Source organism: Alteromonas portus, assembly GCF_005117025.1.
GTDB lineage: Bacteria > Pseudomonadota > Gammaproteobacteria > Enterobacterales > Alteromonadaceae > Alteromonas > Alteromonas portus.
In genome coordinates, this window is the sequence record NZ_SWCO01000011.1 from 15,065 (window position 1) to 26,560 (window position 11,496).

11 protein-coding genes are annotated in these 11,496 nt (G+C 43.8%); 6 read left to right on the top strand and 5 right to left on the bottom strand.

Translation table 11 applies throughout. The annotated features are described in order from the left end of the window. Positions 1-97: 97 nt before the first annotated feature. The 3 genes from E5672_RS17825 to E5672_RS17835 form a co-directional block, all read right to left on the bottom strand. Positions 98-1,369 (bottom strand): NRAMP family divalent metal transporter, encoded by a 1,272-nt coding sequence (locus E5672_RS17825; protein WP_136783476.1) that lies wholly within the window; start codon positions 1,367-1,369, stop codon positions 98-100. 182 nt (positions 1,370-1,551) lie between these two features. Beyond that, positions 1,552-2,349 (bottom strand): substrate-binding periplasmic protein, encoded by a 798-nt coding sequence (locus tag E5672_RS17830; RefSeq protein WP_136783478.1) that lies wholly within the window; start codon positions 2,347-2,349, stop codon positions 1,552-1,554. 19 nt (positions 2,350-2,368) lie between these two features. Beyond that, the gene (locus E5672_RS17835; protein ID WP_136783479.1) at positions 2,369-3,487 is read right to left on the bottom strand and encodes a porin family protein; all 1,119 of its coding nucleotides are present in this window, start codon (positions 3,485-3,487) and stop codon (positions 2,369-2,371) included. Between the two features lie 356 nt (positions 3,488-3,843). On the opposite strand from E5672_RS17835, the gene E5672_RS17840 reads away from it, so the two are divergent. The 4 genes from E5672_RS17840 (at position 3,844) to E5672_RS17855 (ending at position 5,906) form a co-directional block, all read left to right on the top strand. After that, the gene (locus E5672_RS17840; RefSeq protein WP_136783481.1) at positions 3,844-4,098 is read left to right on the top strand and encodes a Rho-binding antiterminator; all 255 of its coding nucleotides are present in this window, start codon (positions 3,844-3,846) and stop codon (positions 4,096-4,098) included. 49 nt (positions 4,099-4,147) lie between these two features. After that, positions 4,148-4,534 (top strand): VOC family protein, encoded by a 387-nt coding sequence (locus E5672_RS17845; RefSeq protein ID WP_136783483.1) that lies wholly within the window; start codon positions 4,148-4,150, stop codon positions 4,532-4,534. 91 nt (positions 4,535-4,625) lie between these two features. After that, positions 4,626-4,937 (top strand): hypothetical protein, encoded by a 312-nt coding sequence (locus tag E5672_RS17850; RefSeq protein WP_136783485.1) that lies wholly within the window; start codon positions 4,626-4,628, stop codon positions 4,935-4,937. A gap of 222 nt (positions 4,938-5,159) precedes the next feature. Then, positions 5,160-5,906 (top strand): YitT family protein, encoded by a 747-nt coding sequence (locus tag E5672_RS17855; protein WP_136783487.1) that lies wholly within the window; start codon positions 5,160-5,162, stop codon positions 5,904-5,906. 428 nt (positions 5,907-6,334) lie between these two features. Here the strand turns inward: E5672_RS17855 and alr are convergent, their stop codons facing one another. Next, a complete protein-coding gene (gene alr / locus E5672_RS17860) occupies positions 6,335-7,411 on the bottom strand; it encodes an alanine racemase (protein WP_136783488.1) in 1,077 nt (358 codons plus the stop codon). Positions 7,412-7,601: 190 nt separating this feature from the next. Here alr and murQ point away from each other — a divergent pair, with 190 nt between their 5' ends. After that, the gene (gene murQ, locus E5672_RS17865; RefSeq protein WP_136783490.1) at positions 7,602-8,615 is read left to right on the top strand and encodes an N-acetylmuramic acid 6-phosphate etherase; all 1,014 of its coding nucleotides are present in this window, start codon (positions 7,602-7,604) and stop codon (positions 8,613-8,615) included. Between the two features lie 43 nt (positions 8,616-8,658). Beyond that, the gene (locus E5672_RS17870; protein WP_136783491.1) at positions 8,659-10,200 is read left to right on the top strand and encodes an exo-beta-N-acetylmuramidase NamZ family protein; all 1,542 of its coding nucleotides are present in this window, start codon (positions 8,659-8,661) and stop codon (positions 10,198-10,200) included. 159 nt (positions 10,201-10,359) lie between these two features. On the opposite strand, the gene E5672_RS17875 is transcribed toward E5672_RS17870, so the two are convergent. After that, complete coding sequence (locus E5672_RS17875) at positions 10,360-11,430, bottom strand: mechanosensitive ion channel family protein (protein WP_136783493.1); 1,071 nt, start codon at positions 11,428-11,430, stop codon at positions 10,360-10,362. Positions 11,431-11,496: the final 66 nt, after the last annotated feature.

Consider the following 11,496-nt stretch of genomic DNA (forward strand, 5'->3'; position numbering starts at 1 on the left):
ACTAGATAACTATTGTGAGCAGGCATTGTTTTTTCGTAAAAAACTAGCGAACAATCCAATGCCCCTTGCTACTTAAAACTTTTTACAAATGAAGCCGTTAGCTAAACCACTTCCACCAAATGAACACTATTAAAAAGCCAAATAAATAGACTAGCCCTAAATAACTAAGCAGTTTTACCGCCATATTGGGCGCTGCATCTTGATGCAATTCAGTTTGCGCCACCAGCTTATGGTTAAGCCATGCGAACATTGGGGTGGTTACAAAAGCTAAGGTCATCGCAAAGCCTAGCATGGCTAATAAGGCTGACTTAAAAAAGAGCACGATGGTAAAGCTCAATACCGCCATGAGCAGAAGAACCGGCGTAACCAGTGTATTACGAGCATCTTTGTTTTTATTAAACAGTAACGCTATCGCTTCAGCGACTACCCGGGCATAGCCGTCATATACAGTTAACGCCGAGCCGAATATACATAAAAACGCCACTATCGCGATTAGCAAGTGTGCCCATTGCCCAATGGTTGAGGAGTACATACTGATGAGTTGATGTGAAAAGCCTATGCCGCTTGTGCTTAGCTCGGTACCACTACCATACAAGATTAATGCACCTAACCCTAAAAACAATAGCGCAAGGATGACAGTAACCGCATAACCAAGATTAAAGTCAAACAGCGCTGATCTTGGCGTAACCGATTGGTCTTTGCACTGACGCTTTAGCCAAAGCGAGGTGATGGAAGAGATTTCAATGGGTGCCGGCATCCACCCCATTGTTACCACTAAAAAGCCTAATGTGGCCATTGTCCATGGTGACGGCTGAGCCTCAATTGGCACCGCTGGTGCGGTATATTTACTAAGGGCAACAATAAATACTGCAACTGTTGCTACTACAAGCACACCCATTATACCTTTAGCAATATTGTCTAGCCCTTCAAAATGCCCAGCCAACAATATAAGTAATATCAGAGCCAACACTACTGACGCAGACAGCGATATGGCAATATCAAAAGGAATAAAGTATGACAATAAGCTTGCCGCAAAAAGTAGTAGAGCCGCTGCGTTGACTACTGATGCAATGCTATTAAGACCTAACGCAATGGCTAGGTATCGTTTACCCATACCCAAATAGCCTTGCTGCAGCGTTTGTTTAGTGCTGATAGTGTAGCTAACACCTGCCCTGAAAAACGGATATTTAAGAAGGTTTACCAACAGTATAAGCACCGCTAGTTGCCAGCCAAATTTTGCTCCTGCTTGGGTAGATGCCACTAAGTGGCTTCCTCCTACTGCTGCCGTTGCCATAAGCACACCCGGGCCAAGCAGTTTTAACAGGGCTATAAAGCGAGCAAAGAACGATGTTTCAGCTGTGTACAACAAGGCAACCTCTTAGTAAGCACTTCAAAATAGCCGCTAACCATATCAGGTAAATAAACGGCAGGAAAGGCACTAAGCGGTAGGAAAATAGAAAGGTGGCTAGGTTGCAAACCGCTGCTGGTTCGCAACCTAGTTTTCGATTTAAAACAACGTGAATTGACTTGCGTTTAGCGCAAAGCTTTATGTTAGCGTCGGTCGTAATTCACTTTTTTCTGTGGATGCTGGTAATAACCTTCTTTCAGCAGACGCTTGAAGCGCGTTAATTTTCCTTCCAGCGTTAGCTCTTCTAAACCTTTATTGAATAAAGACAAAATAAGCTGACTGTCACCTTGCCCTTTAGGCACCAGTAAGTGTGTGGTGACGGTAGAAATAAATGGCTTAATAGGCATTACCTCTCGACGGTCGCCGCTATTGAAATCACGCTGCAGCAAATACCAACCGGTAAGCTCATCAATGGGAAAGATATCAATCTTACCGTCTATCAGCGCCTCAAGATTTGCTTTGTCGGTAGCACTTTCCACAACGTTATCGTTGCCCTCAATATACGCAGCAAGCTCATCGTTGTATAAATACCCTTCCGTTATACCCATCTTTAAGTCTTTTAAGTCGCTCAATTCAGCCCAAGTATCAGGGCCTTTTTCAGCGTTAACATAAAACACCAAACTTTCTGCACTAATTGGGTTACTGTGATAGAACTCGCTTTCTCTAGCACGTACAAAATTGCCGTATGAAATAGCGTCGTATTCACCTTTCAGTGTGGCTTCTAACGCTTCCTCCCAAGGTAAGGACACAAATTCAACCACAACGCCGGTTTCTAAAAACGCATCGGCAATGATGTGATTTATGTAACCGTCATGCTGCATATCAGTAGACGTAAAAGGGGCATATTCTGTGGTGGCTATGCGTAGTTTCATCCATGAATGGGCAAAACTTTGCATCGGAATTAGCGCTAATAAAAATGTCGCTATAAGTAATGTTCGCATGTCAAAGTCCTGTGAGTGATTAGAAGTAAATACCAAGGTTGATGTTCAAACGGTGAGTAGTTTCTTGTCTGCCACCTAAATCTAGCCCAACGCCCGGGCCACCTGAAAACCACATGTTCTTGCCTTGGATACTATCTACATATACAAACAGTTTATCCCAGCCAAAGCTACAGCCGTTTATCCACTGCGAAGAGTTCTTTCCTTCGCTCCCCTCGCCTTTCGCTACGCTATATTCTGAGTAGCAGGTTAGCGATTCAATGTGCGTGAACTTATAGGGCACTGAATATACAAGGTTCGCTGAATAGGTTTGGCCGTCGGCAGCGGCTAAGAACGGAAAGGTGAAAGAAGATAGCGCTATGCGATCGTCGGCCTGTCCCTCTGGTGCGGCTAGGTTGTATTCATAGTCGATATACTGCAACTCTACCTTCACGTCGCCCTGAGTATGACGCATATGAACAGCATAGGCGTTCATGTCACCATCATCTAAGGTATCTAGGTTTAAGATGTTGCCGTATTGATACGACACACCAATATCGGTAGTAGCACCACGAATAAAGTTCGCCGAATAGTTAGCACGCAAATTATATTGGCCATCTTCTTTATTTCGATATTCACCGTCGTCTGCTACGTCAAACGAATAACGCCCAAATTCAGCGGCATCATTGTATTCGTCATTCATAAAGTAAGCGGCTTGAAAATCCCAGTTGCCCCAATTGTGGTTTATTTTTACCCCTGCATCGTAATCATCTTCGAAACCAAGATAATAATTTACCGAAAACCAAAAGTTGTTACTGGCAAAGGGTTGAAGACCAAATGGGGTTTGGGTGATACCTGCGGTTATCTCGGTTTGATCATTGAAGTGATAGGTCAAATCTGCAAAACGAACGGTATCGAAATCGGTATTTTCGTACCAACGGTATTCCGCTTTATAGCTAAACTGGTCTGACTCACCCGATACGCCAAGTTTGAATGATTCGAACTCAAAACCACCTCTAAACTCAGGAATTTGCCAGTCTTGATGCCCATAGTTCACCCTGACGTGACCGCTTAAATTGAAAGGAAGTTCGTCGGCATTAGCGAAGCCAGAATTACACACGGCTATTGAAACTAAAGAAAATGCGGATAGTAGCTTGTTCATTACTGTTCCTGTATTGAATATTTGGCGGGAACCCTTTGCTAAATTTTGCCTCTAATAAGGTAAAGGGGCGTTTAAACGCTTAGGTGTATCGCGCACCAAAATAAATCCTTCAGTACTAACAATACTGGGCAAACCTTAAAAAAAGATCATTTGTTAAGGTCTGACGTCTGTGTTTTTCCTTGCATAAATAGCAGCCCCCCCGGCAGGCGACGGCATTTAAACATCCGCTGTGTTATGTGAAAAGCGAAGTGTGATGTATGCACGATAGATGCAGAAATTTTTGCTGTGAACTTCGGGTCTTACCTAAAAATTAAGCAGTGTTTTAGTCTCATTACAGTGAAAAATTGGAGGATTGTATGAATATTTCGTGTCAGCTTTACGACTACATCGAAATTGCCTGTATGTATAACCTTGAAGTGAGCGCAAAGTTAAAAGATGGCGAAACGAAAAGCGGCAGAGCATTGACTACAATAATTGATAAACGTAGTAGAACGCCAACAGAGTGTGTTCAGATGCTCATTAACGGTGCTGTTCAAAATATTGCGCTAAATGAAATCGCCCAGCTTCACGCAATAACTGACAACCCGCATTTCAGCTCAGTCAGCTTTTAGGTAGTATGCGCAGCTAATTTAGCTTAATTTTTCAAAGTGATCTTGATTTATGACACAAAATCTCTCGGCCATTACCTTCTTTGTAGATAACTACGATAGCGCAATTGAATACTTCACCACCGTTTTAAAATTCACCTTAACCGAAGACAAAGTCACTGGCGAAGATTCTCGTTTTGTTTTGGTAACACCACCAAACAGCGCAACAAGCTTGTTGTTAGCACAGGCTAAAAACGAGGTCGAATCAGCACTGATTGGTAACCAAGCGGCAGACAAAGTCTTCTTAATTCTGAATACTGACGACTTCTGGCGCGACTTCAACGATATGCAAGCCGAGGGCGTGGTGTTTTTGGAAGCCCCGCGCGAAGAGGTGTATGGTACGGTAGCCATTTTTAAAGACAAGTTTGGCAATAAATGGGATTTGATCCAAACCACTTAATCACACTTTATATAAAAGCGCCTAATTGCCGCGACATTTCCTGCTGCAGCAATTAGGCGATAATGATAAAGAAGTAGAGGAGAAGTAACACGTGCAGGCCATGAAGCGTTCCATTATTGCTGATGTTGTTGCAATAGCGGCGATAGCACTGTTGATCACTACGACGTTTTATTGGATTGAGGCAAGACGAGAGGTCATTATTCTTTGTGACAACTTTACGCCTGGAGTCTCGAAGAAAAGTGTTGAACGTCAGCTAGATACTGCCAATTTATTGCTATGGGATACCGAGTTTGTTGCAAATGGCAGCAAAATCGAAGCATATAGCCCGCTACACCTCGGCATTATGAAATGTAGTGTAGAATTTAATAAACAAGATATTGTGGTGTTTTCCATTGTTGAGTAATCAAACGCCTTAATTACTTCTTCTACATTTTGCAGTTTCTCTGAACCAGCTTGGTGCAACGTTTACATTGGCGCAACACCCTATTCACCGCTGTGCTAAAAGTCGTAAAGGCAAACTTACCTTCCGCCATTTATCGCATGGAGTTAACTTCTTATCTCGCTGTAACCTATTGTGCTGTAAACGTATAATTACGCAGTGTCTTCTTAACGCAAATTTTCTCTTATGCAAAAAACAAAACACAGTTTCATCGAGGATGTTTTCGCCCTGATAAGCGCCGGCTTGTTTGTTGCTTTTGGCGTCTATTTATTTCAGTCTCAAGATTTAATGGTTGGTGGAGCCGCAGGTTTAGCGCTATTGGGTACCTATGCGTTCGACATGGATTTCGGCTTGTTATTCTTCTTAATTAACTTACCGTTTTATACGCTAGCATGGACGCAAATTAGCAAACGTTTCACCATTAACACTTTCATATCGGTTACCACGGTTTCTGTGTTAACCGAGCAAATTCCAGCGTTTGTGGATATTAGCCACGTGAACCCATTTTTCGCTGCGGTATTTGGGGGCATTTTAATTGGTGTAGGTATGCTGATGATGTTTCGTCATAGCTCAAGTCTTGGCGGCATTGGTATTATGGCGTTTTATTTACAACAGCGTTTCAATATCAGAGCTGGTACATTCCAGCTAACTGTAGATAGCTGTATATTGCTTAGCGCGTTGTTTTTCATAGCTTGGCCTTTGGTGCTTATCTCAATTTTAGCGGCATTTTGTTTAAATATGGTTATTTCGCTTAACCATAGACCCGAACGTTACTTCCCAGTACAAGGCGAAGCGGGTTCCGATAAAAGTGAAGCAGGCTCAAGTAAAGGCGAACCAGAATCAAAAAAAGCGCAAGCGAAGCGCGTGAAAGATAATGAAGAAAGCGACTTAAATAGCAGTATGAATAGCGAACTTCGCGCACAAAATGGCTAAGCTAGCCAAGTCTGTATTTGTTGTTCAGTAATGAAAGTATAAAGGCTATACCGACCAACAGAAAATAGACTGCTGCTCATATAAGCTATAAATAAAAAGCCCGGTTAGGCACAACCTAACCGGGCTTTCTTGTATCTTTTATTTGTATTACTAGACGCCTACTACAAACCTATTGCTTCTTCTGAACAGGTCTTGACGGTCGACTTACTACTCCACGATTCACTCTTGGACGAGAAAACGAAGTACGCATACAAACCTCACTTATGAGTTGTTGCTCAGCACAGTTGGAGGCGAAACATTCACCGCAATCCCGAAACCAAGCCTTCACAGTATAGGCTTAAAATGGGGGTAAAAGTCTCATTCTTTTAATGAATAGTGCTTTATTAAAATTTATATGAAGTCTAGCCAAACTGGCACTGCTTTGAAAGTTAAAGGTATTTTACAATGCGCGGTACCCGCTGAGAAACGCGGGTCATTAATTCGTAGTCAATTGTGTCTGCATTAGCCGCAACTTCCTGAATTGGCACATTCTGTCCCCAAAGCTCAACTTCATCGCCCACCGCGACGTTGTCGATATGGGTTACGTCAATAGTGATCATGTCCATAGACACGCGGCCAGCTAAATAAGCGCGCTTACCTCGAATCATTACTGGCGTACCATTTTTGCAATGCCTTGGATAGCCATCGGCGTAACCAATGCCTACCGTTGCAATTTTGCTAGGCTTGTCTGCCACCCAAGTCTGACCGTAGCCAATGCCCTCGCCTGCCGGTATGGTTCGTACTGCGAGTACACTTGAGCGAAGTGTCATGGCAGGGTAGATTTCAACGTCTATATTTTGCGAAGTAGAGACGGCACCACCGTATACCCCCACACCTAAACGATTCCAAGCATTTCGACTTGCAGGCCAGTTTACCGTAGCAGGGGAATTAGCCACGCTGGTTGGCAAGCCCAGTTTGTTCGCCGCTTGAGTAAACGCATCGATTTGCGTGGTGGTAAAGTTATTATCTACATCGTCAGCGCACGCAAAGTGCGTCGCAATTACCGTTTGCTCACTAAGTAAATGATGGTACTTAGCAGCAATATTCTCGATATCGGAAAGGGCAAAACCCAATCGGTGCATGCCGCTATCCACTTTCAGCCAAATATGCGGGCGCTGCTGTTCGGGGCATCTTTCTAACCAGGCTAGTTGCTCTTCGCAGTGCATAACTAATATACAGTTATGCTGAAACGCCATTTGGCACTCTTTCGCCTGATGAGCCCCTTCTAACACCACGATAGGCGCAGTAATTCCCGCGTCGCGAAGCGCAATGGCTTCTTCGATTATTGCAACAGCAAAACGCGACGAAACATGCTGAAGAATGCGCGCTACATTTACGGCTCCATGACCATACGCATCGGCTTTTATCACCGCCATAGATTGGCTTGATGGTGCTAAAGCAGCTAGCGCTTTGAAGTTATGTAAAAGGGCATCAGCATGAATGATAGCTTGCGTTTGTCGGCTCACAGAAAAACACGTTCCTTAAATGTTTAATGAGAAAGAATATCGAAAGTCAGAGTGTACCACGAGAAGCTTATTAGCAGCGTAGGATTAATAATGAAAAAAGCACCATCTACCGCAAGGTTTCTTATGCCTTAAAATACCGTTATGCTTTGCGCTAGCCTATTATCACAAACTCGTTGCCTCAAGGTTTTAAATGTCTTCGCACACTCCCTCTAGTTCAAAATCGTCCACAAGCGCCAGTATTGAAAATAAAGTTATTTCTGAAAAACAAGCGGCAGGTAATAAACCCACCGTTAACGAATTAGCCCAGTCACTGAATAAAATTGTGTCAGAGGGCAGAAATCCAGACACCCTCGATATAGACACACTCAGCACGGAAGGCATTCTTACCTGCATTAACAACGAAGACGCGAAAGTGGCCAACGCAGTAAACTCGGAAATTCCGCAAATAGTTAAAGTGGTGGATGCTGCAACAATAAGCATTAAGAATGGTGGCAGACTAATTTACATAGGCGCGGGAACAAGTGGCAGATTGGGCATACTCGATGCTGTAGAGTGCAGGCCCACGTTTAGCGTGCCTGATGAACTGGTTGTTGGCGTAATAGCTGGCGGAGAAAAAGCCATTCAGCACGCCGTTGAAGGTGCTGAAGACAACTTCAGCGCGGGACGTGCTGATCTTGAAGCGCTGTCTTTAAACCAAAACGATACGGTTATTGGTATTTCAGCAAGCGGGCGCACGCCCTACGTAAGTGGTGCATTGGAATATGCCCGTTCGCTTGGCTGTTTTACCGGCGCTATTGCATGTAGCCCTAACGCCGCTATTTTTACTAAAGCTGATGTAGCTATATGCCCCATTGTTGGCCCCGAGGCGCTTACTGGCAGTACCCGCATGAAGTCAGGTACGGCGCAAAAACTCATACTCAATATGATAAGTACCAGCACCATGATCAAGCTAGGGAAGACTTATCAAAACTTAATGGTAGATGTGAATGCCACCAACGAAAAACTAAAGGCCCGTGCGCTTCGCATTGTTATGCAGGCTACAGACTGCAGTGAGGAAGCCGCTTTAGTAGCGCTTAATGCCTGCAATAACAAAGCTAAGGTCGCCATCTTGATGGTATTAACAGGGCAAACTGCCGAACAGGCTGCTGCTCAGTTAGATGCTAACGGTGGGTATTTGCGTGCCGCTGCAAATAAAAGCGAATAACCTCGGTAAATTAATGCTATGAAGGGTTTAATTACGGACAAAAATGAACAAGATTGTTAAGCGTTTGACCTCGAACGCATTCATTACAGTACTCTCTCTAGCTCTAATTAGCTTATCGCTTAACGGCTGTGCACAGGAAAGCTTATCTACACATGTATACACAAGTGATACGGATGGCAAAGCGAAGCATCCTACATTGATAGAAAAGCAGTCTACGTTAATAGCAAAGCAGACTAGATTAACAGAAAAGCAGCCTGTGCCAGGGGCTAAGCAGTCCGTATCAAGCACCAAACAGATTTCCGTAGGCGCGGAACGCTATTCGAAATACCTGCACTTGCTAGCAGGTAAACGAGTTAGTTTAGTGGTAAACCAAAGCGCTTTGGTTTCGACTCGCAACACTTCGCCTTCCAGCACGGTTGAGCTTGAAGAGCGCCAATCAAGCAACAGCTTGGCTACACAACTAAATACGATAAAGACAAGCCAGCGCAATCAGCATTTGCTTGATGCCTTACTACAGCGCAGCATTAACGTTGTTAGTATTATGTCACCGGAGCACGGATTTAGAGGTGATAAAGGCGCGGGCGAAAAGGTAGATAGCAATATTGATGCTAAAACCGGTTTACCTATTCACTCCCTTTACGGCGCAACTAAAAAACCTACCACCGAGATGTTAGAAGGCATCGATGTGATTGTTTTCGACATTCAGGATGTTGGCGTACGCTTTTACACCTATTTAAGCACCTTGCACTATGTGTTGGAGGCGGCCTTTGCGCGTAATATCGACGTTATCGTGTTAGATAGGCCAAATCCTAACGGCCGCTATGTTGACGGGCCGGTACTACAATCTGAATTTTCGTCCTTCATTGGCATGCATCCTATCCCCGTCTTACACGGTATGACCTTAGGCGAGCTTGCTCAAATGATTGTAGGAGAAGGTTGGTTAGGTATTGACGCAAGCAGTTATGACAAAGCTAAGCTTACCGTTGTCCCAGTGGGAGATTATAAACGCACTGCGCATTATTCGCTGCCCGTGGCACCGAGCCCTAACCTGCCAAACGATTTATCGATACGCCTTTACCCAACGCTGTGCTTTTTTGAGGGCACCGACGTGAGCATAGGTCGCGGTACTGACTTTCCCTTTCAACTTATTGGCCACCCGTTTGTTGAGTTTGGTAAAACCAAGATACTGGTAAATGCAAATAGTGCAGCGCCCCACCCTAAACATGAAAATACTCTGGTTAATGCACACGTATTTAATTACGCGGATTCTATCAACTCGGAAGCATTTAGCCCTAAGCCTGCCATTCAAGAATACACACCTATTAATGGTTTACATATCGATACCTTGATAGATGCCTATTCTCGTTTCTCTGAATATAACAAAGGAGTCAACACTAGTGGTGGCTCTGAGGAAACCTTCTTTACTCGCCCAGATTTCTTCGACAAATTGGCGGGTACTGATGCTCTACGAATTCAAATTCAGGCTGGCAAAACGCCTGCAGAAATTCGCCAAAGTTGGCAGAAAGATTTAGAGAAATTTAGAGAAAAACGAAAGGCCTATTTGCTTTATGAGGACACGGATTGAAGTACAGATAAACACCTTTAGCTTTGAGAATTTGAGGTGTCTTATTCAGGTAAATGTGGAGAAAGCGTTAGCGATGCTAAACTTTCCGCATAATATGTAAGTGAATACTCACACCCTCGCAAATCCCTATTTAATCTAAGATAAAAAAGTTAGTAAAAACTAACCTTCTTCATTTTTTGTTTTTACTAAAGTTGCAAGCTGAGCTTCAGCGGTGGCTTTTTGATGTTTAAGCTCATCTCTATTTTCACCGTCACTATCTGCAATTTTTGCATCAATATCGGCGATCGTCTGCAACAGCGTTTCTTTACTTTTTTCTTTTTGCTCGGCCTCTTCAGCCTTGTCAAAAATAACGTCTTCAGGAGATGCTTCTTCTTGTTTAGTGTGTCCAGGCGATTTAGCTATCATTTTCAAACCGTCAGGCTGGGGGCGTTGATTCATAAAGCTAGGAGAAACAATTTCAATATCGGCATTATGCAAAGCGTCGAGTACGGCTTTGTGAAGCCGTGAACGCGCACTCAGCAAACTCTTTACTTCGGTTAGTAGACCTGAAATGCGATAACTTACTGAAAAGTCGCCTAATCCAACCACTTGCACAAATGGCTCTGACAGCTGAGCATTTTCAGCAGCAACAAGTAAGTGCTTTTCAATAATGCTGTGATGAATATCGTAACCTAAACTGATATCCACACTAACGATTGCGCCAGACGCTCTGGTCACGGAAACGGGTGAATTAACCATTAGCGTATTGGCAAAGGCAATCAGCTCTCTGCTTTCGGTTTGAAGTTCAACATCAAGCAAGCCCATTTCGGTAACACGACCGCTATAGCCTTCTACCTTAATGAAGTCTCCCACTCTAAATGGCCGGTTAACACGAAGTACGATCCCCGCCATCAAATTCCCCACCATTGTGGTAGAAGAAAAGGCAATCACCCCTGAAATAAGTACGCCAATAAGCGCGATAACTTGGTTTCTAGTGCTTTCACTTACCGGAAGTGTCATCGCTATTACAACCGCCCCAATGATAGTAAGTACCAACATTCCTACTTGGCGAGGTAACTTCTGCTCACTGGTAAGGTGGCTCTGCTTGGCTAGCAGAAGGTAGTGCAGTGCGATGAGCGTGCCTATAACCAATACAATAGCGATAAGAAGTGGCACAAATGGAAATAGCAAGTTTAATACTGTATCAACTAATGAGGCTTGCGTAGTGCCTAGTGTGTTTTTTGTATCCACGATGCTTCCTTTTTATATGGCTTTTAGCTCGCACTTAAATGGGTAAGACCTTTGGCTTTGGTCTTT

Bases quoted from the DNA above. Each gene is read 5' to 3' on its own strand.
- E5672_RS17830 (WP_136783478.1), bottom strand. From the start codon at position 2,349: ATGCGAACATTACTTATAGCGACATTTTTATTAGCGCTAATTCCGATG.
- E5672_RS17870 (WP_136783491.1), top strand. From the start codon at position 8,659: ATGAACAAGATTGTTAAGCGTTTGACCTCGAACGCATTCATTACAGTA.
- E5672_RS17845 (WP_136783483.1), top strand. From the start codon at position 4,148: ATGACACAAAATCTCTCGGCCATTACCTTCTTTGTAGATAACTACGAT.
- murQ (WP_136783490.1), top strand. From the start codon at position 7,602: ATGTCTTCGCACACTCCCTCTAGTTCAAAATCGTCCACAAGCGCCAGT.
- E5672_RS17835 (WP_136783479.1), bottom strand. From the start codon at position 3,487: ATGAACAAGCTACTATCCGCATTTTCTTTAGTTTCAATAGCCGTGTGT.
- E5672_RS17840 (WP_136783481.1), top strand. From the start codon at position 3,844: ATGAATATTTCGTGTCAGCTTTACGACTACATCGAAATTGCCTGTATG.
- E5672_RS17855 (WP_136783487.1), top strand. From the start codon at position 5,160: ATGCAAAAAACAAAACACAGTTTCATCGAGGATGTTTTCGCCCTGATA.